Origin of the sequence: Sphingomonas montanisoli, from assembly GCF_008274695.1 — a bacterium.
GTDB classification, from domain to species: domain Bacteria; phylum Pseudomonadota; class Alphaproteobacteria; order Sphingomonadales; family Sphingomonadaceae; genus Rhizorhabdus; species Rhizorhabdus montanisoli.
This window is the reverse complement of sequence record NZ_VTOU01000001.1, coordinates 858552-882712: the sequence shown is the minus strand read 5'-3', so window position 1 is coordinate 882712 and position 24161 is coordinate 858552. Positions and strand designations below refer to the sequence as shown.

Below are 24161 nucleotides of genomic sequence, written 5' to 3'. Positions count from 1 at the left end.
TTCTCAGAGCGTGGCGCGCCATTCGAGCGCGTCGGACATCGCGCTGCGCATCGGCCGCATTGCACTGGCCAGCGCGATCACCGCGATCGGCAGCAATATCCAGCCCTCCACCGCGATCGCCCAGCCGAGTTTGAGATCATCCGCAAATCCGTAAGTCGCGATCGCGCCGACCAATGTAGGGCCGACCCCGTAACCCAGCAGGCTGAACACGAAGAGGTAGGCGGCGGAGATCTGTCCGCGATACTGATTGGGCGTGGTCAGCTGGATCGCGGCGACCGCGACGCCAGTGAATCCGGTCAGGAACACGAAGATCGCCTGGCAGATCGCGAGCAAAACGAGCGACGGCGCCATCGCCGCCAGCGTGAGCATCACGATCTGGATCGCGGCGATGATCGCGAACAGCAGGACGTGCGCATCCTGCCGCCCCCTCGCCATCATCCTGTCCGCAACGATCCCGGACACGATCGTGCCGAGAATGCCGAACGCGACCGAGATCGACGCCATCATCGTCGCGGCTTCGCCCAGGGTCAGGTGAAAGTTGCGGACGAGGTAGCTCGGCGTCCACGCGCTATAGCCGTTGGCCATCGCGCTGAGCAGCGCGAAGCCGAGGAAGTGGCCGGCCAGGAAACGCCAGCGGCCCTTGGCGAAGGCCAGCGCCTCGCGCCAGTCGGGCTTGGCTTCGTCGAGGCATTCGCGCCGGGGCGGATCGCGCAAGGTCCAGATCAGGCAACCGATCAGGATTCCGGGCAGGCCCAGGAAAATGAAGATCCCCTGCCAGTTTGCGACTTCGCCGACGAACGGCATGTTGAAGTGGCGCGGCAGCAGCCCGAACAGCAGGCCGCCGAGCAGCAGCGACGAGGCGACCCCCGCGTGGCTGCCCGCGCCATAGACCGAGAAAGCAAGGCCGCGCCGCGCGGGCGGGAATTCGTCGCTCAGGATCGAATAGGCCGAGGGGTTGAGCGCGGCTTCGCCCGCACCCACCGCAAAGCGCGCGAGGACGAGTTGCCAGATCGTCGCGGCGAGGCCGCAAAAGGCGGTCGCGACCGACCAGATGCTGACCCCGATGAAGATCAGCCAGCGGCGCGAATAGCGATCCGATGCCCAGCCGAGCAGCATCCCGAAGACCACGAAGAACAGGGCAAAGGCGAGGCCGTGCATGAGGCCCAGCTGGAAATCGGTGATCCCCAGATCTTCCTTCATCGGCGTGAACATCAACGCGATGACCAGCCGGTCCATCAGCGACATCGTGTAGAGAAGGGTGAGGACCGCCAATGCCCACCAGGCGCGTGGCCCCGTACGAGTCTGTATCCCCTCTCCGTCGCTCATATCGTCTCCTGTATGCCCTCTGGCGGGGCTTGGTGTGTCGTTCAGTCGGGGAGCAGCCAGCTTCCGTTTTCGACGAACACCTTGCGTGTGATGCTCTCGTCGAACTTGGCGAGCTTGCCGCTCACATCCGCCATCGGCGCGCGACCGCCTTCGGGATGCGGATAGTCGCTGGCGTAGCAATAGAGTTCGGGCATGTTGAACTGCTCGATATAGGTATCGACCGGCTCGATATCGAAGATCGAGAAGCGGGTGTTGCGGCGGATATAGTCGGACGGCTGGAGCCGGATCGGCAGCGCGCCTTCCATGTTGCCGAGCGAGAATTTGCGGCTGTTCGCGTGCCAGAAATCGAGATTTTGCGCGAGCGGGCCGACCCATTGCGCCGTCACCTCGCACGCGCCGAAGCGAAGGTTTGGGAAGGCTTCGAACACCCCGCCCAGCACCATCGTCGCGAGGAAGTTCTGGACGGGCAGATGGAGCGTGGAGAGCGTCCACGGGTCCATCTGGAATTCCTCGCCCGCCTTCCAGCCGACGAAGGCCGGCGCGTCGCGCCACTTGGCCGTCGTCAGGAACTCGAAGTCCGCGCCGACATGCGCGAGGACGGGCGCGTCGGCGGCCTGGAGCATGTCCCACAAAGGATAAAGGTCGGGATGCGCGGGGGAAACGCCACCGGGGAGCGCGGCACTCGGCAGCCATACCGCCCGCACGCCGCCGTCCATCAGCCGCTTCACCTCGGCGATCAGGCTGTCGACGTCGGGGGCGAGCGCGACGGCGACCATGCGCAGCCGATCGCTGGCGCGCGCGACCCGCAGCGCGAAGTCGTTATGCGCGCGGATCATCTGCAGCGCATAACCCTTCCGGTCGCCGGTGATGCCCCGATACATGTCGGGAAAGCCTTCGGCGCGGAAGAAGAAGCTCGCGCCGTAGAGGCCCACGCTGCCGGGGAAGATCAGCTGCCGGCGTACCCCGGTATAGTCCATCACCTCCAGCCGGCGATCGAAGTCGAACGCGCCGGGGGCTTTCGCGAACTTGGTGTTCCACACCTGATCGGCGTCGATCGGGGCGTCATCGGCGTCGACATGCGCGCGGATCGGCATCTTGCTGTCGAGATGCGCGTCGACGAAGGGGCGGACGACCGACCCGAACTGCTCCTCCCACATGTTGACCGGGGTATATTCGTGCGCGTCGGCATCCATGATCGCGCCCATGTAACGGCGCAGGCGCTCGGGAACGGGATGCGGAAGGGTGTCGATGTCAGCCATGTCGCCCTCCTATTCCGCCACGCCTTCATAGACGCGCAGTCGCCTCGGCACGCCCGATTCCATCGCGTCGCGCCGGTGCTGCAGGCCGACATTATCCCAGATGCAGATATCCCCCACCTGCCATTTGTGGGTGTAGACCGGCGCGGTCCGCTCGGCATGGGCGAGCAGGTCGGCGATCGCCGCGTCGCTCTCCTCCATCGGCATGCCGGCGATGCGGTGCGTGAACTCGTTGACGTAGAGCGTGCGCCGGCCGCTGTGGGGGTGGCTGGCGAAGACGGGGTGCATCGAATCCGCAAGGCGCGGCCATTTGGTCAGGTCGCGCTTGCGCGGATCGAGGTTGACGGTCTGCTTGTGCTCGAGCGGTCCGCGCTTTTCGAGCGGGAGCATCTCGTAGGCGGTGTACATGTCGCGGAACATCGTCGGCACCGCGCCCTGGCCAAACTCGATCGCCTCCAGCACGCTTAGCACCTTATACTGCGGGCGCTGAAAATGGTCGCAATGCCAGACGAGCTCGGTCTGCCCGTCATCGGTGTTGACGACATAGTTGAAGTGATCGGTGCGGTGGATCTGCTCGGCCTCGTCCGCGCTGAAGGTCGAATAATGGAAGCTGCCGTCATAGGTTTCGGACATCAGGCGTCCGAAGCGGCGGAAGAAGGTATCGAGTTGGTCGTGGCTGGGCGATTCCTGCCCGCGGAACACCAGCAGCAGGTGGCGACGCAGCGCGCGGGTGATTTCGAACACCGTCGCCTCATCGGGCTCGTCCCACTCGATCCCGTGGACGATCGCGCCGAAGGCTTCGCCGGTCGGCTCGATGGTGACTGTGCTGGCGCGTGGCGCCGCGAGGGTGGCGATGTTGCTCATGCCGTGATCCTGCGCCTCGCTTCTCAAGCGATCCAATATCGTCTGGTCGAGCGGTGATAACTTCAGGTTATCACTCACCCCGATCGTCAAAGATGCGCGATGCCTCCTCGGTATCCAGATCCTCGGCATGGCGGACGCCCAGCGCCGCGCGCGCCTCGGGCAGCGGCAGGTGCAGCACGTCTTCGAACTTCGCCATGAAAATCGGGTCGGACTCGAGCCCGATCCGGATGCCGCGCATCTGCAACTCCAGCACGGTCATGTAGATTTGCGGATAATGCAGCCCCGCGCGCACCGGGAAGCGATAGCCGCCGAGAACGTAGAAGCGCGTCAGCTCCCCCGCCAGTTCGGACGAGAGATGCCGGTGGACGTTCGACAGCCGCACAAAATAGGGCATCAGCTCGCCCAGCGTGTTGAAGCCGCCGCCCGCGATCAGATGCTCGAAATCGTGGATCTGGCCGAAACGGAAACGGATGAATTCGTAGCGCGATTTGGGCACGATCATCTCGCGCGCGAGGTTGGGCTGATAGCCGCCGTCGATCACGCTCCAGTAGCGGTGGCCGAAGCTGCCCTCGGGATAGCCCTTGAAGAAGTCCGCAGAATGCGGGGCGATATACGCTTCGTCGACCCAGTCGCGGAAGGCGGGATTCTTCTCGCGCTCCTCGTCGATCAGCCGCTCGATCTTCGGAACGTCGGTCATGCTATTGAGCGCGGGGATCAGGCCGTCGGCGGTGTCGCCTTCATTGCCGCGATCGGGGCCGTTCTTGCGCAGATAATGGGTCGCCACCCAATCGCGCAGGCCGGCATGATTGAGGAAAGGCGAGGAGGAGATCAGCACGCTGCTGCGCGTCTCGGGCGTTTTCACCCGCGTCATCAGATAGTCGAGATTGTCCATGTCGCGTCAGCCCAGCTCTGCGGCGAGCGCGTGCGGCACCGCCACGGGGAAATCGAGGATCATCTGGCCATTGCCCTTGCCGGGGCTGTCGAAGCGGATGTTGGCGGCGAGGCCACCGCCCATCGACTCTCGGATCAGGAAGTTGAGCGCGTGGAGGCCCGGCACATAATGCCGCGCGGCGGGGACGGCCTCTCCGCTCGTGGTCAGATGCGCGTACCAGGCGCCGACCTTCGCCTCGGTCATCGACGCGGCAAGCCACGGCACGAAGCGCGGATCGCGCGCGATGACGGCGAGGTTGAACAGGTCGCCCTTGTCGCCGCTACGCACCCACGCGAGTTTCGACAGGGGGACTGTCGCGCCCGCCTCGCCCTGCGGCTGCGGGACGTCGGTGCGGACGATGCTCGCACGGTCGAAGGCGCCGTCGGTGGGGACCGGCACCTCCTCAGTCACGCCATCATATTCCATCGTGATGGTCGCGTGCGCCTTGTCGACCAGCACGCTCTGCAGATGCTGGACCATCGCGACCGAAGATGTGAGCGGCATCGTCGCGCCCGCGACGACCATTTGTGATGCGGAGGCTTCGGCCATGAACATCTCGACGGCCTCGCGCCGCTCATGCTCGACCGCGAAGCGCGCGACGACCTCGCGGATGCCGCCGCCCAGCCCATGCGGGCCGAAGCTGCTTTCGCTGCCCATCGCCTCGACGGAGGTGCGGGTCCACTCGCCCCAGTTGCGGTCGCGCAGCATCTTGCTGGTCCGCGCGATCAGGCTTTCGCCGAGATAGGTCGCCTTGGCCGCTGCCTCCTGCCCGACGATCGGGATCGCGTAGATCGCGCGCCAGCCATAATCGTAGGTGAGGCATGTCTTGTAGGTCGATGGGCGCGATCGGCCCTTCGGGCCCGAGACGCGGACGCGATCGGGGGCGATCTGTTCGAGCGTCACGCCGCTGAAATCGCAGGCGACGTCGGGGACGAGATAGGCCGAAGCATCCTCGACCTCGTACAATAATTGTTCGGCGACGGTACCGACCGAAACGAGGCCACCGGTGCCCGCGGGCTTGGTGATGACCGCGCTGCCGTCCGCGCGGCATTCGGCGATGGGGTAGCCGAGGTTTGCCCAGTCGTGCACCGCGCGCCAATCGGTGAAGGTGCCGCCGGTCACCTGCGTTCCGCATTCGATCAGATGGCCGACGAGCGTGCCGGCCGCCATCCTGTCGAAATCGTCGAGATCCCACCCGAATTCGTGGATCAGCGCGCCGAGCGCTGTCGCGCTGTCGACGATGCGGCCGGTGATGACGATGTCGGCGGCCTTGGCCAGCGCCTTGGCGATCGGCAGCGCGCCGAGATAGGCGGTGAAGGCGAGGACCGGATCGGCGCGGTCGAGCGCGTCGCCGAGGGTCGCGCCGGTGAACATCTCCGGCGTGTCGCGCAGTTGCGGGAGGACGTGGCTCAGGTCCGATCCGTCGACCACCGCGACCGTCAGCGGCACGCCCGCTGCCGCGATCGCCTTGCGCAGCGCCGCGCCACATGCCGCCGGATTGACCCCGCCCGCATTGGCGATGACGCGGATGCCGCGCTCGTGGATGGCGCGCAGGTGCGGGCCGATCATCCGGTCGATGAAGCCCGCGACATAGCCCGCGTTCGGATCGGCGAGCTTAAGCCGTCCCATCCGGCCCACGACCGACTCCGCGAGAAGATCGAACACCATATAATCGATCGGGGGTTCGGCCGAGAGGAACTGCGTCACGCCCAACGATGTGTCGTTCGCGGCGGCGCTCGCGCCCCCGATCCGCACGATGCGGTCTGCCATGCTCATCCTCTCTCGTTCTTGCCTGTCAGACTATGCGGGGTGGGGTGACGCGGCCACTGCCGATTGGGCAAGCGGCGCTTCGATTTTGCGCATGTCCGCCATGTCTTTTCGGTAATTGTGCGCGGACCCCGCACTCCATAGCCTGCGCGCCAGAGAGACGCCGTTTCGATGCGTCCGAACGGAGAGCCATGACCCCCGATCGAGCCCCCAGCATGTCGCGCGGCCGCGCCTGGTTCGGCCTGGCCCTGCTCACCGCGATGATGACGCTCAACCAGATCGACCGGCGGGTCGCGTCGCTGGTGATCGAGCCGTTGAAGGCCGAGTTCGGGCTGACCGACAGCCAGCTGGGGATGCTGACCGGCCTTGCCTTCGGGATGGTCTATGCGATCACCGCGATCCCGCTGGGTCTGCTCGCCGATCGGATGAGCCGGCGCAACCTGCTCGCGATCGTGCTGGCGCTGTGGAGCGCGCTCACCGCGCTGGCGGGGCTGGCGAACAGCTATGCGCACCTGCTGCTCGCGCGGGTGGGCGTGGGCGCGGCGGAGGCGGGGGCGTCGCCGACCGCGGTGTCGATGATCACCGACATGTTTCCGCGCGAACGGCGGGCGACCGCGGTGGCGATCTTCCAGACGGGGATATCGCTCGGTTCGTTCCTCTGCTTTCTGGTCGGCGCGTGGATCGTTGCCGAATATGGATGGCGGATGGCGTTCGTCGCCGCCGGCCTGCCGGGCATCCCGCTCGCCATCGCCTATCTCTTCTTCCTGCGCGAGCCGGAACGGGGGGCGCAGGAGGCGAAGAAGTTCGATTTTTCGGGCAACTGGCGGCAGCGGCTGGCCGATGCGTTCGGCTTCATCCGGCGCGACGGGCGGGTGATGTGCATCATCGTCGGCGCGGCGCTGCTGGCGGCGGCGAACACCGGGGTGCTCGGCTGGTTCGCGCCTTTCCTGATGCGCGAGCATGATCTGGACATCAAGCAGGCGGGCCTCGTCATCGCGCTGGGATCGGGCGTGTGCGGGGGGATCGGCCTGATCTTCACCGGCACGATCACCGATCGGCTGGCGAAGGGCGATCCGGGGCGGATGATGTTTTTATGCGCGGTTGCCGCCGGTATTACGGGCCTCTTCTCGGTGTGGGCGGTGCTGGCCGCGACGGTGGGTATGACGATCGCGGCGATCATGGGCTACAGCCTGTTCTGCTACGCCTTCCTCGGCATCAGCTATGCCGCCCTCCTGAACCTGACCCCGCCGCACTATCGCGGCACCGTGATCGCGATCGAGATGGTGATGGCGAACCTGCTCGGTTATGGCGGCGGGCCCTATGTGGTCGGCGTGCTGAGCGACCTCTACGGTGGTGAGCATTCGCTGCGCTGGGCGATGCTGACGCTCAACCTCTTCTATCTGGCGGGCGTTTTGTGCTTCTTCTTCGGCTCGGCGATCGATCGGCGGAAAGTGGCGGCTGTCGCCGTATGAAGGTGAAAGGCCACAATGGTTGTGGCTTTTGTGGCTTTTGGTTTTTCCTCTTAAATCCTCCCCCGCCAGGGGGAGGTGGCGCCAAAGGCGACGGAGGGGGAGGACGCGAGACCTCTAGTGAGCCGCCGTCCTCCCCCTCCGTCAGCTACGCTGACACCTCCCCTTGGCGGGGGAGGATTATGAGTGTTGCGGATTTCAAAGACCGTCGCATGATGGGGAGTGCATCGAGAAAGCCAACGGAGAAAGGCAAATGGTCGAGCCGGTTCTCGGGGAACTGTTGGACACTGTCACGACGCCACCCATCTTGCCGCCCAAGATAAAAGGCAAAAGGCGCGGTCGGAGTTGGTTGGTTTGGCTCGTTGGGATTGTGGTGGGCACCGGCGTCGGCCTTCTTCTAAGCAGATTCGGTTTCTAATCTGGAAACAGATATATAACCAAATCGGTAAAATGTCAAGCCGGTTGGCGTTTCTTTCCGAAGGCTTCGGCGCCGACGATCGAGTTGTTATATTCGCGCATCTGCGAGACCTTGCCCTCCCGCATCAGGAACAGGATGTGGTAATCGTTGCGGAAGGGCGTGTTGTCGATGAGGGTCGCGGTGCCGACCGCCTCGATCGAGACGCGGTCCTCCTCCGCCGTGACGTGGGCGATGTCGAACGTGATCGGCTCGGCGAGCATCGACTGGAGGCCGGCGGAGAGCTTGAGGAAGGTGTCCTTGTCGAGCAGGCCGCGCGTGGGCATCCAGAAGCTGAAATCGGGCGCGGCGATGGCCATGTCGGGATTGCGCGCGCTGATTGATCGCAGGAAGGCGATTGCGATCTGCTTGTTGGTCTCGATGCTCATTCGGGGTCTTCCTGTCCTGCGATCGGGTTGCGCTTGCCTCTGCGGGGGCTTGCCGCTTTGATAGCCGACAATGAAAATGGCTCGCTCCCCAAATGGGGAGAGACGGGCCGGGCGGCCGTCCGCAGAGCGAAGGCCGAACGGAAAAGGCGAGGATGATGAGCGACAGCCGGGTGGCATTGATTACGGGCGGCACACGCGGGATCGGCAAGGCGACCGCCGACCGCCTGCTGGCCGACGGCTGGCGCGTCGTGGTGTGCGGTCGCACGGCGCCGGCGGACGAGGGCGGCGCGGTCTTCATTCAGGCGGACATCCGCGACGCGCAGGTCGCCGAGGATCTGGTCGCGCAGGTCAAGGAGCGGTTCGGGCGGCTCGACCTGCTCGTCAACAATGCGGGCGGATCGCCCAATGTCGGGCTGGCCGACAGTTCGGCCAAGCTGGTCGAGCGGGTGATCGCCCTCAATCTGCTTGGCCCGATCTACCTCGCCCGTGCCGCGCATGCGGTGATGGTGGGGCAGGCCGAGGGCGGATCGGTTATCAACATCGCCAGCGTATCGGGCAAGCGCGCCTCGCCGGGCACGGTCGCTTATGGCGCGGCCAAGGCGGGGCTGCTCAGCGCCACCAGCGGCATGGCGATGGAATGGGGCCCGAAGGTTCGCGTCAACGCGATCATCGTCGGGCTGGTCGAGGCCGAAGAGGGGCAGGACGATCATTATGGCGGCCCCGCCGGGGTCGCGCGCATATCGGACATGCTGCCGATGAAGCGGATGGCGTGGGGCGCCGACATCGCCAATGCGGTCGCGTGGCTCGCCTCCGATCAGGCCGCTTATGTCAGCGGCGCCGAACTGGCGGTGCATGGCGGCGGCGAAGTGCCCGCCTATCTGGGGTTGGCGAAGGGCTGACCCTCCTAATCCTCCCCCTGGCGGGTGAGGATCGAGAAGGCGAGCTGCGGAGGGACGAAGATGGCGCAGAAGATTTCCGACACGCTCGCGATCAGCGACGATCTGGTGATGGCGCTCTATCGCGGGCCGCTCGAGCCCGTGCCGTGGCGGGGGTTCCTGTCGACGTTGGTCGATCTGGTCGGGTGCCAGAATGCGGCGATCACGCTGCAACTGAGCCGCAAGGGGCTGGCGCCGATGGTTCTGTGGGGCAAAACCCCACCGGTGCACGGCAAGGAAGCGCGCGACATCGGCAATGCCCACGCCGAGATCGGCCATCTCGATCCGCTGCGCAACGCGCTCCACCGATCGGGCGACATCGTCCTGCTCGAAGAGGTGGCGAGCCGCGAGGCGCTGGAGGAAAGCGAGTTCTACCGCACCGTCATGCGTCCCTACGGCATCGAACAGGCGCTGGGCATGTATGTGACCGAGCCGGGCGGGCTCGAATGCAATATCGGCCTGGTCCATTCGGGATCGGGGATGCGCTTCGGCGAGGAGCATAAGCGCTTCATGGCGGCGCTGCGCCCGCATTTCGAACAGGCGCTGGCGCTGTTCTCGCGCATCTATCGCGACGAATCCGAGCTGGAGGTGCTGACCGACGCGCTCGACCGGCTGACGATCGGCACGTTCATGATCGACGGACGCGGGCGGATGGTGCGGGCGAACGGCGCGGCACAGCAACTGATCGATCGCGGCGAGACCTTCCGCGTGATGGACGGGCGGCTGACGCTGACGGGCCGCAGCGACGGCGCGCGCTTCCGCGAGACGATCGACAAGGCGCTGGCGGCGCGGATCGCCGATCCCGAAAGCGACTTCGTCAAGGCGTTCCGCTGCGTCGACGATCGCGCCGACGGGCTCGGTATCCTCGTCCGCGCGATCCGGCGCGAGCGGCGCGCGCCCGCCGATCTGGGGCCGGCGGTCGTGGTCTATGCGACCGACGCAGGGCGCAGCGGATCGTTCGAGCAGCTGATCGCGACTTTGTTCGATCTGTCGCCGTCGGAGGCGAACCTGGCCGCGCTGCTGACGCAGGGGCTGACCCTGGCCGAAGCGGCGAAGGAGACCGGCCTGACCGAAAGCACGGTGCGCAGCTATTCGAAGAAGATCTTCGCCAAGGTCGGCGTCGGGCGGCAGGCCGAACTGGTGCGGCTGATCCTGCGCAGCGTGGCGATGCTGGGCTGAACGCGCGCAGGGTTGCGACGCCCGCAACGAGCCTATCGAATTTTCTCGCTCCCTCCTTCCGCCCAATCGAAGATACTGGTCTGCGGATAAGCACGCCACGGAAACAACGTGGCGAAAGACCAGAAGAGGGGATGGAGAGATGCACAGGATCGTGAAGAGCGGTGTCGCATGGTCGGCGCTCACGATAGCGCTGGCGGCGGGCGCCCCCGTCTGGGCGCAGGCACCCGCCGCGCCGGCCGAAATGGCGAGCGATAACGAGATCATCGTCACCGCACAGCGCCGCGAGGAAAAGCTGAAGGACGTGCCGCTGACGGTGACGGCGTTCAACGCGGCCGAGCTGGAGCGGAACGGCACGACCGCGACGCGCGATCTGGCCATGATCACGCCGGGCATCACGATCCAGAATACCGGCGCGCAGTTGCAGGCGACGATCCGCGGCATCGGCACGACGATCGTCGCGGGCGGCGCGGAATCGCCCGTCGCGGTCTATGTCGACGGCGTCTATATCGCGAGCCAGAACTTCGCGGTGTTCGATCTGGTCAACATTGACTCGATCCAGGTGCTGAAGGGGCCGCAAGGCACGTTGTTCGGCCGCAACGCCACCGGCGGCGCGATCCTGGTCAACACCAAGAAGCCGTCCGACACGCTGACCGGCAAGCTGACCGCCTCTTATGGCCGGTTCGACGAGGTCAGGGTGGGCGGCTATCTGTCCGGGCCGATCACCAACGGGATCAGCGCAAGCCTTGCCGCTTATTATCGCGACGATAACGGCTTCACGAAGGACGCGCTGCGCAACACCGATCTGTCGACCTACCAGGAATATAATATCCGCGGTAAATTGCTGCTCGAGCCGGGCGAGGCGACCAGCATCACGCTGAGCGGCGATTATGGACGGGTCGAGGATTCGACCGGCATCTCGATCCGTTCGATCGGCAGCGGCCCGCGCGCCACATCGTCGGTGGGCGCGTTCATCCCGAGCGATCCGTACAAGCTGGCGCTCACCTTCGATCCGTTCGCGCACAGCTGGGGCTGGGGCGGCAGCGCGGAGATCCAGCACGATTTCGATGGCGTGGTGGCGAAGTCGCTGACCGCCTACCGCAACACCGACCACCGATCCTTCACCGATCAGGATCGCGTGGCGGCGGCGATCAACCGCGTCAACGTGACGATCAACGAGAATGTCTTCACGCAGGAATTCACCCTGTCCTCATCCGAGCCGGGACCGTTCCAGTGGCTCGGCGGGCTGTATTATTTCCATCAGAAGGATTTCAATCCGGTCCTGTCGAACGGTGCGCTCGTCACCGAATCCCGGCTGAAGGCCGAGGCGGGGGCGGCGTTTGCCGAGGGCACGTACGAGGTGTTGCCGCAGTTCAAGGTCACGGCGGGTGTCCGCTACAGCAAGGAAAAGCGCGAGAATGCGCAGCGTCGCGCGGCGGGCAATCCGCTGACCACAAAGCGGGAAGCGACCTTCGACAGTTGGACCCCGCGTCTGTCGCTGGTGTACGAAGTCGATCCGCAGTCGAACGTCTATTTCACCTATTCGAAGGGCTTCAAGAGCGGCTTGTACAACGCCACGGCGTTCGGCCTGCCCGCGATCAAGCCCGAGACGGTTCAGGCCTATGAAGGCGGGTTCAAGCATTCGAGCAACGAAATCACGCTCAACGTGTCGGCCTATTATTATGACTATAAGAACCTGCAGCTGCAGACGCGCGATGCAAACGGCCTGGCGCTGACCCTCAACGCGACCGACGCGACGATCTATGGCGTGGATGGTGACTTCACCTATCGGATCACGCCCGCATTCCGGGTGCGGATCGCGGGAGCCTATACCAACGGCACATATGGCACGTTCACCAACGCGCCGTTCTTCGCGCCGGCCCCCGCGCCTGCGGGCGGCAATATCCAGTTCACGGGGAATGCCTCGGGCAACCCGTTGATCCGCACGCCGAAGGTCACCGGCAATGTCGGGGTGAATTACGACCGCGAACTCGCCAACGGCGACAAGATCGGCGCGGCCGTCACCTATTACTACAATTCCGGCTTCGCCTGGACGGTCGACAACCGGAGCCGCCAGAGCGAATATTCGCTGGTGAATGCCGAGGTGAGCTACACGCTGCAGAACAATCTGAAGCTGTCGGTGTGGGGCCGGAACCTCACCAACACCCGCTACGGCCAGGGCGTCTCGGTCACCGCCTTCGCCGACGCCATCGCCTATGCGCGGCCGATCAGCTATGGGGTGACGGGGACGTATTCGTTCTGATCCTCTCCTAGCGGGGAAAAGGAAAAGGCCGCGTCCCTCGGGACGCGGCCTTTTCCTTTTCGGCCGTCATGCTGAACTTGTTTCAGCATCCACTAGGAGGTTGACGCGGATAAAGCCGGATATATCCGTCCGGCCCGTTCTTTCTGGCAACTCGCACTTGCGGAGGAGTGGATGCTGAAACAAGTTCAGCATGACGGGTTGGACCGGGAGACTACGCCGCGCTCCTCGCCTCTCCCTTCGCGCGGAAGTGCGGGATCACCTCGGTGCCGATCAGGCGGATCGTTTCCATGATCGCCTCATGCTCGACGCCGCCCATCTGCGACAGGAACAGGATTTCATCCGCGCCCGCGTCGATCAGGCGCTGGACATAGGCGATGCAGTCGGCGGGCGTGCCGTAAGCATGCGGCACCTCGCCATAATAGCCGGGGTCGGGCGCCATCGCGACCTTGTCCTCGCCGATGATGGCGTGGCGATCGGTGCGCAGATGTTCGAGCGCCTCCAGATGCTCCTCGGCCGACAGGTCGTAACCGGTCGGCTTGGGCATGCCCTGATACCAGTGCGCCAGCGCCTCGGCGAAGAAGCGTTGCCCGCGCAGGCCCACGCGGCGCGCCTTCTCGCGATCGTGCGAGACGATCGTGGGGCATAAGGCCGCCAGATGTTCGAGGGGGACGAAGCCGACCTGATCCTCGGCTTTCCGCTTGGCATAAGCCTCGCGATAGATGCGGCTTTTCTTCGCCACGTCTTCCGGCCCGCCGAAGCCCATCACCAGTGCGCCGATCCCGCGCGATCCGGCCATGACCAAAGTCTCCGCCTTGGTCGTCGCCATGTACATCGGCGGATGCGGCTTCTGCTTAGGCGCCGGGTGGATCGGGCGGTGGGGGATGTCGATATACTCCCCGTGATGCTCGATCTCGCCGTTCGCGAGGATCTTGGGGACGAGATACATCGCTTCGTCGATGATCGGCTGGAGCGTGTTGAGGTCATAGCCGAAGGCGCCCGCCTCCTGCTGGCTGCCGCCCTTGCCGACGCCGAAATGGACGCGGCCGCCCGACAGGATGTCGAGCATCGCGACGCGCTCGGCCACCTTGATGGGGTGGTTCATCGCCGGCATCAGGCAGACGACGCCATGCCCGATCCCGATCCGCTTCGTGCGCCCCGCGACGAAGGCGAGGAAGGTTTCGGGCACGCTCATATGCGCATATTGGGTGAGGGCGGTATGCTCGACCGCCCAGACCGTGTCGAAGCCATATTCGTCGAGCGCTTCCGCCTGCTCGACCATCTCGAGCAGCACCTTCTCCTCCTCCGCCGGGCTCGGATCGAGCAGCTGGGCTTCGTAGATCATCGAGAATTTCATGGGAATCGCTCTCCTTTGGAAAGCGTTTTCGCGCTGTGCCGACACGCAAAAAAGCGCTCATTGCGAAGGGAAGGCTTCGCGAAATTCGAACGCCTCTTTCCATCCGTTCGTGTCGAGCGAAGTCGAGACACGTTCACGCATACCCAGCCAACGTGTCTCGACTACGCTCGACACGAACGGTGGAGGGGGTGGTTACAGGTGCGAGACCCGGTCGAGGAAATGCTGGGCGACGCGGTAGGGAAGGTCGCCGTCGGGTGTGGTGCGCCAGACCAGGCTGGCACGCATCGCGACGTCGAGGTCGACCGGGCGGACGAACGCGACTTCGGCGGGCGCGTGGCCGATCAGCGAGGCGGGGACGAAGCCGATCCCCATGCTGGCCGCGACGATCTTCATCGTGATGTCCGACGTCGGCGTTTCCATCGCGATGCGGGGGACGAAGCCGCGCCGGTCGCAGGCCTCCTGCAGCAGATCGTAGAGGCGGGGGTTCTTCTTGTGCGATGCCCAGATGATCGGCTCGTCGGCCAGGTCGGCGAGGCGGGGCTCGGCCATCGTCGCAATCGGATGCGCGGCGGGGACGGCGAGCAGGAACGGATCGTCGAGGATCGCCGCGCTCGCAAAACCCTGCCCGTTGCCCGACAGGGTCGCCGCGATATCCTCCCCGATCGGATGATAGAGCAGGCCAAGGTCGATCGTACCGGCGGTCAGCTCGCCGCGCTGTTCTTCCGAAATGAGCGGCTTCATCTGGATGTCGAGCGTAGAGTGCTGACCCGCAAATTCGCGGATCGCGTCGAGCATGTCGGTGCGCCGGCCGAGGATTTCGGCGAAGCCCACGGTGATCCGGCCCGCGACCCCGCTCGCGATCGCATCGATCTGCGCCTTCGCCCGGCCGATCGCGGCGAGGACGGTGCGCGTTTCGGTCAGCAGCGCCTCGCCCGCGGGGAGCAGGCGCATCCCGCGCGCGCTGCGTTCGAACAAGGGCACGTCGCCAATCTCGAATTCGAGCAGGCGGATGCGGCGTGAAATCGCCGACTGGGTGGTGTTGAGACGCGCCGCGGCCGCCTGCAGTGACCCCTCCTCGACGACCGCGAGGAAGTACGGCAGGTGCCGCAGGATGATCGTCGCGTCGCGGGCCATGACTTAACTTTCGTCATCCACGCGCAGGCGGGGACCCATCCAAGCCCACCGCTTGCGACGACACTGGATAGGCCCCCGCCTGCGCGGGGGTGACGGAAATTGGGCGCTCAATGCCACGAGCTTCCCCCATCCGACGTTAAAACGGCGCCGGTCGTGAAGCTCGATTCATGCGATGCGAGGAACAGGGCCGACTGCGCGATCTCCTCGACCGTGCCCGCGCGGTTCATCGCGAGGCGGGCAAGGGTGACGTCGCGGCGCGAGGGATCCTCGACATAGAGTGCGTCGGTCATCGGCGAGGCGATGAAGCCGGGGCACAAGGCGTTGGCGCGCACCGTCGGTGCGGCTTCGGCGGCGAGAACCTTGGTGAAGGCGATCAGCCCGCCCTTCGACGCGGCATAGGCGGACATGTTGAGATTGGGTCGGATGCCACCGAGCGAAGCGATGTTCACGATCGAGGCTTGGCCGGAAGCCTTCAGATGCGGAAGCGCGATGCGGCAGAGCTGGGCCGGGCCGAACAGGTTCACTGCCTGGATGCGGTCCCACATTGCGGGGCTGGTCTCCTCGATCGGTGCGGTGCGCAGGATGCCGGCGGCGTTGACGAGGCCGTCGATCCCGCCGAGCGCCTTGGCGAAAGTCGCGACGCAATCGTCGAGATAAGCGAGGTCGGACACGTCGCCTGCCAGATGCTCGGCGCCGGTTTCGGCCGCGATCGCCGCCAGCGGCTCGGGCGTGATGTCCATCAGCGCCAACTTTGCGCCTTCCGCCGCGAACAGGCGGGCGATCGCGCGGCCCATGCCCGATGCCGCCCCCGTCACGATGATCCGCCGCCCCGCCAGCCTGTCCGCCATATCCATCCTCCCTCGATTCGATCGGCCGATCATCAATCGCCCGAAGCCTTGAGAAAAAAGCGCCGAATGCGAAGTGCGGTGTTTACAAAATTCGATAGGCGGCTTCGGCGCATCTGTTTTGATGATATTTCCGGAGCGACGGTAATCGGCCGGGTCCGGCTCCCCAAATGGTGATTATCGACCTAGCGTGAACTCCATAGGCGCGGCTTCAAGACCGCATGACAAGAGGATGCAGGGACATAATGGACAAGCGCCTTTCGTTCGACGATTTCGTCGCCGAGCTTTCGGACGGCATGACGATCGGCATTGCCGGTTGGGGCCCGCGCCGCAAGCCGATGGCGCTGGTGCGCGCGATCCTGCGCTCCGATCTGAAGGATCTCACCATCGTCGCTTATGGCGGCGCGGATGTCGGCATGCTGCTGGCGGCGGGCAAGGTGAAGAAGCTGATCTTCGGCTTCGTCTCGCTCGATGCGATCCCGCTGGAGCCCTACTTCCGCAAGGCGCGCCAGGCGGGCGGGCTCGAGGTGATGGAGCTGGACGAGGCGCATCTGCAATGGGGGCTGAAGGCCGCCGCGCTGCGCCTGCCCTTCCTGCCAACGCGGGTGGGCTTCGGCACCGACCTGATGACGCATAACGGTTTCAAGACGGTCACGTCGCCCTATGACGATGGCGAGGTGCTCGTGGCGATGCCGGCGCTCAAGCTCGACGCGGCGCTGATCCATGTCCAGCGCGCCGATCATTGGGGCAATGTCCAGGCGCTGGGGCCGGACACCTATTATGACGAGTGGTTCGCCAAGGCGGCGACCCGCACCTATGTTTCGGCCGAGGAAGTCGTCGAGCGGATGGACTTCAGCCACCCCGACGACGCCCGCGCGAACATCTTCGAACGTTGTTTCGTCCACGGCGTGATCGAGGCGAAATGTGGCGCACACCCAAGCTCGCTGCCGCCCAGCTATGGCTGGGATATGGGCGCGCTCAAGGCCTACACCGCCAGCGCCGCCGAAGAGGGCGGCTGGGACAAATATATGGCCGAGGTGATCGGCGCCGACGAGGCCGGCTACATCGATCGCGTCGGTGGCGCGGACAAGATCGCGGCGCTGCCGCTCCCGATTTTCTGAGGATAGCGCAGATGAGCAATCCCACCCTCGCTGAACTCCTGATCGTCGCCTGTTCGGAGGCGTTTCGCGGCAATGGCGAAATCGTCGCGACCGGCATCGGCCCGATCCCGCGCCTCGGTGCGAGCCTGGCCAAGCTGACGCACACGCCCGAACTGCTGATGACCGACGGCGAAGCGTGGCTGGTCGAGGAGCCGGTGCCGATCGGCCCGCGTGCCTATGACGACCGCAAGGCTTCGGGTTACCTGCCCTTCTCGCGCTACTTCGACAGCGCGGTGTGGACCGGCAAGCGACACGCGATGGTCTCGCCCAACCAGATCGATCGCTTCGGTCAGATGAACATTTCGGCGCTGGGCGGCACGTACGACAAGCCCAAGGTGATGATGCTGGGCGCGCGCGGCTTCCCCGGCAACACGATCCACCATGCGAACTCGATGTTCGTCCCCGGCCATTCGAAGCGCGTCTTCGTCGAGGGCGAAGTCGATATGGTGTCGAGTGTGGGCTATAACCCCGCGCGGCGCGTGCCGGGTGCCAACTATTCGGGCGTCGACCTGCGCCAGATGATCACCGATCTGTGCGTGATGGATTTCGGCGGGCCGGACAATGCGGTGCGGCTGGTGTCGGTCCATCCAGGCGTGACGGTCGATCAGGTGAAGGCGGAGACCGGCTTCGATCTGGTGCTCGAGGGCGACGTGCCCACCACGCGCCTGCCGACGGCGGACGAACTCGCGATCATCGCGAAGCTCGATCCGCACAATGTCCGCGCCAGCGTGATCAAGGATAATCCGTCGGCCGATAGAAAGATCGCGGCATGAGCGACGAGGGTCTGGTTCCGCCGAAAGAGGTGGAGATCATCTACGAGACCGATGAGCCGGTCCTCTACGAGACGGACGGCGCGGTCGCCTACGTCACGATGAACCGGCCGAAGTTCAACAACGCGCAGAACAGCCAGATGACCTATGCGCTCGACGCCGCCTTTGCGCGCGCGGTCGATGACGATGCGGTCAAGGTGATCGTGCTGCGCGGGTCGGGCAAGCATTTCTCCGCCGGACACGACATCGGCACGCCGGGACGCGATCTGCACAAGAGCTTCGAGCGCAAGCACCTGCTGGCCGATCACGTCAACAAGCCGGCCGCCGAACTGCTCTATACGCGCGAGCAGGAGGTCTATCTGGGCATGTGCCGCCGCTGGCGCGATGTGCCCAAACCCACGATCGCGGCGGTGCAGGGGGCGTGCGTCGCGGGCGGGCTGATGCTGGCGTGGGTGTGCGACATGATCGTCGCGACCGAGGACGCCTTCTTCCAGGATCCGGTCGGCCGCATGGGCATTCCCGGCGTCGAATATTTCGCGCACGGCTTCGAACTGCCGCCGCGCGTCGCGAAGGAATTCCTCTACCTCGGTGAGCGCATGCCCGCGCCGCGCGCCTACAGCTTCGGCATGGTCAACCGCCTGTCGACGCGCGAGACGCTCGACGCCGACGTCAAGGCGATCGCCGACGAACTGGCGACGCGCCCGCGTCTCGGCAACTGGCTGATCAAGCAGGCGCTCAACCATGTCGAGGAACTGCGTGGCAAGCGCACCGCGATGGATGCGGTGTTCCACATGCACCACTTCGCCCATGCGCAGAACGACCTGACGTCGACCAACAGCCTGGGCGGGCTGGACGCCAAGAGCATGGCCGCCGCCAACAAGAAGCAGGCCGGGGACAGCTGATCGTGAGTGATCCGCTCGACACACCCGTAACCCGCGCGCTGGGCTGCCGCGTGCCGGTGATCCAGACCGCGATGGGCTGGGTCGCGACCGGGCCGCTCGTGATCGGATCGAGCGAGGCGGGCGCTTTCGGCTTCCTCGCCGCCGCCGTGATGACCCCGGCCGAGGTGCGCGCCGGGATCGCGGCGGTGAAGGCGGGGACGAACAAGCCCTTCGGCGTCAACTTCCACATGTTCCAGCCGGGCGCGGCCGAGATCGTCGAGATCATCCTCGCCAATGCCGATCAGGTGCGCGCGGTCAGCTTCGGGCGCGGCCCGGACGCCAAGATGATCGGCCGCTTCAAGGATGCGGGCATCCTGTGCATGCCGACCGTGGGCGCGGTGAAGCATGCGCAGAAGATGGTGCAGATCGGCGTCGACATGATCGTCGTGCAGGGCGGCGAGGGCGGCGGGCATACCGGATCGGTGCCGTCGACGGTGCTGCTGCCGCAGGTGCTGGACGCAGTGCAGGTGCCGGTGATCGCGGCGGGCGGCTTTGGCGACGGGCGCGGTCTGGCGGCGGCTTTGGCTTACGGGGCGGCGGGCATCGCGATGGGCACGCGCTTCCTGATGACGCAGGAGAGCGCGCCGCCGGCCGAGGTCAAGGCGCGCTATGTGAAGGCGGGGACCGACGACATCATCGTCTCCACCAAGGTCGACGGCATGCCGCAGCGGATGATCGTCAACGAGGCGCTGGGCAAGATCGAGAAGTCGAGCCGCATCGGCATGTTGTTCCGCGCGATGGAAGCCGGCCTGGAGATGAAGAAGCAGACCGGCGCGTCGTGGGGCGACATGCTCAAGGCCGCCAAGGGTATGACCAGCCATGGCGGCCTGTCGCTGCCGCAGGCGATGATGGCGGCGGCGGCTCCCATGATGATCCAGCGTGCGGTCGTCGACGGCGATGCAACGGGCGGGATCATGGCGACCGGCCTCGTCGGCGGGCGGCTCAAGGATCTGCCGACCTGCGCCGAACTGGTCGCATCGATCGAAACAGAAGCGCGTGCGCGGATCGCGGCGCTGGCGGGGACAAACTGATGCCGATCACCACGACCATCGAGAACCGGATCGCCGAGATCGTGTTCGACGTGCCCCCGGTCAACGCCTTCGACAGCGTGACGTGGAACAGCCTGCCCGAGACGATCCGCGCGGCGGGCGCGAACCCGGAGGTCAACGTCGTCCTTATCCGCGCGGCGGAAACGGCGCGCGGCTTTTGCGGTGGCGTGGATATCAAGGAGATGCAGGCGCATCCCGACCGGATCACGCTCCTTAATCGCGGCAATTACCTGACGTTCAAGGCGATCCGCGATTGCGAGGTGCCGGTGGTGGTCGCGGTTCACAAGTTCGTGATCGGCGGGGGCATCGGCATTTGCGGCGCATCCGATACGATCATCGCCGCGGACGACGCCTTCTTCTCGCTGCCCGAGGTCGATCGCGGGGCGATGGGCGGGGCGAGCCACCTGTCGCGCATGCTGCCGCTCCACAAGGTGCGTGCGGCCTTCTTCACCGGCGGCAATATCCCGGCGGAGGAAGCCTATCGCCTCGGCGGGGTCGAGAAGGTGGTGCCGCGCGACAAGCTGGTCGAGGAAGCGCGCGCTTTCTGCGCGGTGGTCGCCTCCAAAAGCCGCAAGGCGCTGGTGATCGCCAAGGAGGCGCTGAACGGCCTCGAGCCGCGCGACGTCGATCGCGGCTATCGCTGGGAACAGGGCTTCACCCTCGAAATGTACATGCACGAGGACAGCCAGAAGGCGCGCGACGCCTTCGTCGAAACGGGCAAGGCGGCCAAGTTCTGATGGACTTGGCCTACACCCCCGAGCAGCAGGCGTTCCGGGCCGAAGTGCGCGCCTGGATGGAGGCGAACGCGCCCAAGGAGCCGCTCGTCACGCTGGAGCGTGAGGAAGGCTATAACCAGCATGTTGCGTGGGAGCGCACGCTGGCGTCGGGCAATTGGGGCATGGTCACGTGGCCCGAAGCCTATGGCGGGCGCGGGCTGGACCTGATCCAGTGGCTGATCTTCGAGGAAGAATATTTCCGCGCCGGTGGCCCCAATCGCGCCAACCAGAACGGCATCTTCCTGCTCGGTCCGACGATCATGGAGTTCGGCACCGACGAGCAGAAGGCGCGCTTCCTGACGCCGATGGCGAAGGGCGAGATCATCTGGGCGCAGGCGTGGTCGGAACCGGGCGCCGGTTCGGACATGGCCGCGATCACCAGCAAGGCCGAGCGTGATGGCGATTACTACGTCCTGACCGGGCAGAAGACCTGGTCGAGCCGCGCGGCCTTTGCCGACTGGGGCTTCGGCCTGTTCCGCACCGAAGCGGGATCGAAGCGGCACAAGGGGCTGAGCTTCCTGCTGTTCGACCTCAATTCGCCCGGCATCACCCGCCGGCCGATCCGCCAGTTGCACGGCGACACCGGCTTTGCCGAACTCTTCTTCGACGAGGTGCGCGTGCCCGTCGCCAACCGGCTGGCCGGCGAAGGCGACGGCTGGGGGATCGCGATGGCGACCGCCGGGTTCGAACGCGGGCTGATGCTGCGCAGCCCCGCACGTTTCCAGGCGACCGCGCAGAAGCTGGTCGATCTGTTCAAGGAAAAGGGGGCGAACGCTCCGCCGTCAGCGCGCGAAGCGGTGAGCGCGGCGTGGATGGGGGCACAGGCTTATGCCTACAACACCTATTCGGTCGCGTCGAAGATCATCGCCGGTGGGCATATCGGCGCCGAGGCGAGTCTGAACAAGATCTTCTGGTCCGAACTCGATCGGTCGATGCACCGCGCGGCGATGCAGATACTGGGCGCGGCGGCCGAGCTGCGCGTGCTGGCCGACGACAGCATCAACGCTTGGCTCGAAGGCTATATCTTCTCGCTCTCCGGCCCGATCTACGCGGGTTCGAACGAGATCCAGCGCAACATCATCGCCGAGCGGCTGCTCGGCCTGCCGCGATAGGAGGCGGGTCGATGGACTTCCGTTTGACCGAAGATCAGACCGTCCTCGTCGAAGGCGTTCGCGACTGGCTGACCGGCGTGCATGGTCCCGATACGTTGCGGGCGCTCGACGAAACGCCGTCGCGCCGCTCGGCCGAGATTGCGCAGGGGCTGGTCGAGATGGGCCTGCCCGGCCTGCTCGCTTCGGAGAGCGCGGGCGGGCTCGGGCTGACCACCGTCGAGGCGGTGCTGATCGCGATCGAGGCAGGCAAGGCAGGGCTGGCCGAGCCGATGATCGACAGCGCCTTCGTCGCGCTTCCGATCCTTGCCGCCGCCGGCAAGACCGATCTGGTCGCGGCGATTGCGAGCGGCGAGGCGAAGGTCGCGCTCCAACATCCAATCAATCCGTGGATCGCCGACCTTGAGGGCGCGACGCATCTGCTGAGCGCCGAGGGCGGCCAGCTGTCGATAGGCACGGCGCCGTCGTCGACCGCGCTCGACAGCGTCGATCCGCTGCGCCGCCTGTTCGCGCCCGTCGCGGCGAGCGGCGAGGCGATCGATGCCAGCGCCGACGCTTTGCTCGATCGCGCGGCTCTGTTCGCCGCCGCGCAGGCGCTGGGTGCTGCCGACGCGATGCTCGCGCAGGCGGTGGAATATGCCAATACGCGCCAGCAATTCGGCCAGCCGATCGGCGCGTTCCAGGCGATCAAGCATCACTGCGCGACCATCGCGGTCGCGATCGAGTTTGCGCGGCCAGTCGTGCTGCGCGCCGCCTATGCGGTCGAACATGGCGAGCCGAATGCGGCGATCCATATCAGCCACGCCAAGCTCGCCGCGTGCGACGCCGCTTATGCCGCCGGGGAGACCGCGATCCAGGTCCACGGCGCGATGGGTTACACCTATGAGGTCAACCTCCACTTCTGGATGAAGCGCGCCTGGGCGCTCGCCGGCGGCTGGGGCGACCGCGCCTTCCATCTCGATCGCGTCGAAAGCGCGATCACCGGGTCGATGCCGATCGGCCCCGCAGCCACCTTCGCCTGAGGAGCTTCCAAGTGCCCGAAGCCTATATCGTCGACGCCATCCGCACCCCTACGGGTCGCAAGAAGGGAAGCCTCGCCGGCATCCACAGCGCCGATCTGGGTGCGATCGTGATCAAGGACGTGGTCGATCGCCTCGGTTTCGACCCGCTCGCGGTCGACGACGTCGTGTGGGGTTGCGTCGACGCGATCGGCCCGCAGGCGGGCAATATCGGCCGCAGCTGCTGGCTCGCCGCCGGCCTGCCCGAAGCGGTGCCGGGCGTGACGATCGATCGCCAGTGCGGATCGTCGCAGCAGGCGATCCACTTCGCGGCGCAGGGCGTGCTTTCGGGCACGCAGGATCTGGTGCTGGCGGGCGGCGTGCAGAACATGAACGCCATCCCGATCTCCGCCGCCATGTATGCGGGCCAGACCTATGGCCACGAAACCCCCTTCTCGGAATCGCCGGCCTGGACCGCGCGCTACGGCAGCGAGGAGATCAACCAGATCTACGCCGCAGAGAAGATCGCCGACACCTGGGGCATTTCGCGCGAGGATATGGAGCGTTTCGCCCTGTCGTCGAACCAGCGCGCCGAGCGTGCGATCGACGAAGGCCGGTTCGACCGTGAAATCCTGCCCGTCGGCGACTTCCGCATGGACGAGACGGTGCGTCGTGGCACTACGCTAGAAGGGCTCGCCGGCCTCAAGCCGGTGCGCGAGGGCGGCAAGATCACGGCCGGCGTTTCCAGCCAGATTTCGGACGCCGCATCGGCTGTGCTGATCGCCAGCGAAAAGGCGGTCAAGGATCACGGCCTGAAGCCGCGCGCGCGCATCCATCACCTGACGGTGCGCGGCGACAGCCCGGTCTTCATGCTGACCGCGCCGATCCCCGCGACGCGCCACGCGCTCGCCAAGGCGGGCATGAAGCTGAGCGATATCGACCTGATCGAGATCAACGAGGCGTTTGCCAGCGTCGTCCTCGCCTGGGCGAAGGAACTCGACGCCGATCTGGACAAGGTCAACGTCAATGGCGGCGCCATCGCGCTCGGCCATCCGCTCGGCGCCACCGGCACCAAGCTGATGACGACCCTGCTCCACGAACTGGAGCGGACCGGCGGCCGCTATGGCCTGCAGACGATGTGCGAAGGCGGCGGCCTCGCCAACGTCACGATCATCGAGCGGCTGTAAGGATCGCG

21 protein-coding genes are annotated in these 24161 nt (G+C 65.8%); 12 read left to right on the top strand and 9 right to left on the bottom strand.

The window, feature by feature from the left end; translation table 11 throughout:
• Positions 1-3: 3 nt before the first annotated feature.
• The 5 genes from FYJ91_RS04465 to FYJ91_RS04445 all read right to left on the bottom strand — a co-directional run bounded on the left by FYJ91_RS04465 (position 4) and on the right by FYJ91_RS04445 (position 6147).
• Positions 4-1326, bottom strand: a complete 1323-nt coding sequence (locus FYJ91_RS04465) for a spinster family MFS transporter (protein ID WP_181008340.1) — start codon at positions 1324-1326, stop codon at positions 4-6.
• A gap of 41 nt (positions 1327-1367) precedes the next feature.
• Positions 1368-2585, bottom strand: coding sequence for an amidohydrolase family protein (locus tag FYJ91_RS04460; protein WP_149521043.1), 1218 nt, complete (start codon positions 2583-2585; stop codon positions 1368-1370).
• Between the two features lie 9 nt (positions 2586-2594).
• Positions 2595-3446, bottom strand: a complete 852-nt coding sequence (locus tag FYJ91_RS04455) for a TauD/TfdA dioxygenase family protein (RefSeq protein ID WP_181008339.1) — start codon at positions 3444-3446, stop codon at positions 2595-2597.
• 70 nt (positions 3447-3516) lie between these two features.
• On the bottom strand, positions 3517-4338 hold the full coding sequence (locus tag FYJ91_RS04450; RefSeq protein WP_149521041.1) for a Coq4 family protein: 822 nt from the start codon (positions 4336-4338) through the stop codon (positions 3517-3519).
• 6 nt (positions 4339-4344) lie between these two features.
• The gene (locus tag FYJ91_RS04445) at positions 4345-6147 is read right to left on the bottom strand and encodes an acyclic terpene utilization AtuA family protein (RefSeq protein WP_246152418.1); all 1803 of its coding nucleotides are present in this window, start codon (positions 6145-6147) and stop codon (positions 4345-4347) included.
• 188 nt (positions 6148-6335) lie between these two features.
• Between FYJ91_RS04445 and FYJ91_RS04440 the strand changes: the two genes are divergently transcribed.
• Entirely contained in the window at positions 6336-7616 is a 1281-nt protein-coding gene (locus tag FYJ91_RS04440) for a spinster family MFS transporter (protein WP_181008338.1), read from the top strand.
• 450 nt (positions 7617-8066) lie between these two features.
• On the opposite strand, the gene FYJ91_RS04435 is transcribed toward FYJ91_RS04440, so the two are convergent.
• The gene (locus tag FYJ91_RS04435; RefSeq protein ID WP_149521038.1) at positions 8067-8456 is read right to left on the bottom strand and encodes a nuclear transport factor 2 family protein; all 390 of its coding nucleotides are present in this window, start codon (positions 8454-8456) and stop codon (positions 8067-8069) included.
• Positions 8457-8608: 152 nt separating this feature from the next.
• Here FYJ91_RS04435 and FYJ91_RS04430 point away from each other — a divergent pair, with 152 nt between their 5' ends.
• The 3 genes from FYJ91_RS04430 to FYJ91_RS04420 all read left to right on the top strand — a co-directional run bounded on the left by FYJ91_RS04430 (position 8609) and on the right by FYJ91_RS04420 (position 12830).
• Positions 8609-9355 (top strand): SDR family oxidoreductase, encoded by a 747-nt coding sequence (locus FYJ91_RS04430; protein ID WP_219822553.1) that lies wholly within the window; start codon positions 8609-8611, stop codon positions 9353-9355.
• A 60-nt stretch (positions 9356-9415) separates the two neighbouring features.
• Positions 9416-10570, top strand: coding sequence for a helix-turn-helix transcriptional regulator (locus FYJ91_RS04425; protein ID WP_149521036.1), 1155 nt, complete (start codon positions 9416-9418; stop codon positions 10568-10570).
• A gap of 139 nt (positions 10571-10709) precedes the next feature.
• Positions 10710-12830, top strand: coding sequence for a TonB-dependent receptor (locus FYJ91_RS04420; RefSeq protein WP_149521035.1), 2121 nt, complete (start codon positions 10710-10712; stop codon positions 12828-12830).
• A gap of 211 nt (positions 12831-13041) precedes the next feature.
• Here FYJ91_RS04420 and FYJ91_RS04415 read toward each other — a convergent pair whose 3' ends face one another.
• From FYJ91_RS04415 to FYJ91_RS04405, 3 genes are all read right to left on the bottom strand, one after another.
• On the bottom strand, positions 13042-14184 hold the full coding sequence (locus FYJ91_RS04415) for an LLM class flavin-dependent oxidoreductase (RefSeq protein ID WP_149521034.1): 1143 nt from the start codon (positions 14182-14184) through the stop codon (positions 13042-13044).
• Between the two features lie 192 nt (positions 14185-14376).
• Complete coding sequence (locus FYJ91_RS04410) at positions 14377-15318, bottom strand: LysR family transcriptional regulator (protein ID WP_149521033.1); 942 nt, start codon at positions 15316-15318, stop codon at positions 14377-14379.
• A 107-nt stretch (positions 15319-15425) separates the two neighbouring features.
• Positions 15426-16166, bottom strand: coding sequence for an SDR family NAD(P)-dependent oxidoreductase (locus FYJ91_RS04405; RefSeq protein ID WP_181008337.1), 741 nt, complete (start codon positions 16164-16166; stop codon positions 15426-15428).
• Between the two features lie 242 nt (positions 16167-16408).
• On the opposite strand from FYJ91_RS04405, the gene FYJ91_RS04400 reads away from it, so the two are divergent.
• From FYJ91_RS04400 to FYJ91_RS04365, 8 genes are read left to right on the top strand one after another with little or no spacing between them, the layout of a single operon-like run.
• Entirely contained in the window at positions 16409-17284 is an 876-nt protein-coding gene (locus FYJ91_RS04400; protein WP_149521031.1) for a CoA transferase subunit A, read from the top strand.
• Positions 17285-17295: 11 nt separating this feature from the next.
• A complete protein-coding gene (locus FYJ91_RS04395; RefSeq protein WP_149521030.1) occupies positions 17296-18096 on the top strand; it encodes a CoA-transferase subunit beta in 801 nt (266 codons plus the stop codon).
• Entirely contained in the window at positions 18093-18995 is a 903-nt protein-coding gene (locus FYJ91_RS04390; protein ID WP_149521029.1) for an enoyl-CoA hydratase, read from the top strand. Before FYJ91_RS04395 ends, FYJ91_RS04390 begins: the two co-directional genes overlap by 4 nt.
• A gap of 2 nt (positions 18996-18997) precedes the next feature.
• Positions 18998-20065, top strand: coding sequence for an NAD(P)H-dependent flavin oxidoreductase (locus FYJ91_RS04385; RefSeq protein WP_149521028.1), 1068 nt, complete (start codon positions 18998-19000; stop codon positions 20063-20065).
• Positions 20065-20820 (top strand): enoyl-CoA hydratase family protein, encoded by a 756-nt coding sequence (locus tag FYJ91_RS04380; RefSeq protein WP_149521027.1) that lies wholly within the window; start codon positions 20065-20067, stop codon positions 20818-20820. The genes FYJ91_RS04385 and FYJ91_RS04380 overlap by 1 nt, the downstream gene beginning before the upstream one ends.
• The gene (locus FYJ91_RS04375) at positions 20820-21971 is read left to right on the top strand and encodes an acyl-CoA dehydrogenase family protein (protein ID WP_149521026.1); all 1152 of its coding nucleotides are present in this window, start codon (positions 20820-20822) and stop codon (positions 21969-21971) included. Before FYJ91_RS04380 ends, FYJ91_RS04375 begins: the two co-directional genes overlap by 1 nt.
• Before the next feature lie 11 nt (positions 21972-21982).
• Entirely contained in the window at positions 21983-22990 is a 1008-nt protein-coding gene (locus tag FYJ91_RS04370) for an acyl-CoA dehydrogenase family protein (RefSeq protein WP_149521025.1), read from the top strand.
• Positions 22991-23001: 11 nt separating this feature from the next.
• Positions 23002-24153, top strand: a complete 1152-nt coding sequence (locus FYJ91_RS04365) for an acetyl-CoA C-acetyltransferase (protein WP_149521024.1) — start codon at positions 23002-23004, stop codon at positions 24151-24153.
• Positions 24154-24161: the final 8 nt, after the last annotated feature.

What these genes read in the sequence shown, in the direction of transcription:
- FYJ91_RS04445 (WP_246152418.1), bottom strand. Translation starts at nt 6,147, where the DNA reads ATGGCAGACCGCATCGTGCGGATCGGGGGCGCGAGCGCCGCCGCGAAC.
- FYJ91_RS04375 (WP_149521026.1), top strand. Translation starts at nt 20,820, where the DNA reads ATGGACTTGGCCTACACCCCCGAGCAGCAGGCGTTCCGGGCCGAAGTG.
- FYJ91_RS04455 (WP_181008339.1), bottom strand. Translation starts at nt 3,446, where the DNA reads ATGAGCAACATCGCCACCCTCGCGGCGCCACGCGCCAGCACAGTCACC.
- FYJ91_RS04425 (WP_149521036.1), top strand. Translation starts at nt 9,416, where the DNA reads ATGGCGCAGAAGATTTCCGACACGCTCGCGATCAGCGACGATCTGGTG.
- FYJ91_RS04380 (WP_149521027.1), top strand. Translation starts at nt 20,065, where the DNA reads ATGCCGATCACCACGACCATCGAGAACCGGATCGCCGAGATCGTGTTC.
- FYJ91_RS04465 (WP_181008340.1), bottom strand. Translation starts at nt 1,326, where the DNA reads ATGAGCGACGGAGAGGGGATACAGACTCGTACGGGGCCACGCGCCTGG.
- FYJ91_RS04370 (WP_149521025.1), top strand. Translation starts at nt 21,983, where the DNA reads ATGGACTTCCGTTTGACCGAAGATCAGACCGTCCTCGTCGAAGGCGTT.
- FYJ91_RS04415 (WP_149521034.1), bottom strand. Translation starts at nt 14,184, where the DNA reads ATGAAATTCTCGATGATCTACGAAGCCCAGCTGCTCGATCCGAGCCCG.
- FYJ91_RS04390 (WP_149521029.1), top strand. Translation starts at nt 18,093, where the DNA reads ATGAGCGACGAGGGTCTGGTTCCGCCGAAAGAGGTGGAGATCATCTAC.
- FYJ91_RS04460 (WP_149521043.1), bottom strand. Translation starts at nt 2,585, where the DNA reads ATGGCTGACATCGACACCCTTCCGCATCCCGTTCCCGAGCGCCTGCGC.
- FYJ91_RS04435 (WP_149521038.1), bottom strand. Translation starts at nt 8,456, where the DNA reads ATGAGCATCGAGACCAACAAGCAGATCGCAATCGCCTTCCTGCGATCA.
- FYJ91_RS04440 (WP_181008338.1), top strand. Translation starts at nt 6,336, where the DNA reads ATGACCCCCGATCGAGCCCCCAGCATGTCGCGCGGCCGCGCCTGGTTC.
- FYJ91_RS04410 (WP_149521033.1), bottom strand. Translation starts at nt 15,318, where the DNA reads ATGGCCCGCGACGCGACGATCATCCTGCGGCACCTGCCGTACTTCCTC.
- FYJ91_RS04430 (WP_219822553.1), top strand. Translation starts at nt 8,609, where the DNA reads ATGATGAGCGACAGCCGGGTGGCATTGATTACGGGCGGCACACGCGGG.
- FYJ91_RS04420 (WP_149521035.1), top strand. Translation starts at nt 10,710, where the DNA reads ATGCACAGGATCGTGAAGAGCGGTGTCGCATGGTCGGCGCTCACGATA.
- FYJ91_RS04405 (WP_181008337.1), bottom strand. Translation starts at nt 16,166, where the DNA reads ATGGCGGACAGGCTGGCGGGGCGGCGGATCATCGTGACGGGGGCGGCA.
- FYJ91_RS04395 (WP_149521030.1), top strand. Translation starts at nt 17,296, where the DNA reads ATGAGCAATCCCACCCTCGCTGAACTCCTGATCGTCGCCTGTTCGGAG.
- FYJ91_RS04450 (WP_149521041.1), bottom strand. Translation starts at nt 4,338, where the DNA reads ATGGACAATCTCGACTATCTGATGACGCGGGTGAAAACGCCCGAGACG.
- FYJ91_RS04400 (WP_149521031.1), top strand. Translation starts at nt 16,409, where the DNA reads ATGGACAAGCGCCTTTCGTTCGACGATTTCGTCGCCGAGCTTTCGGAC.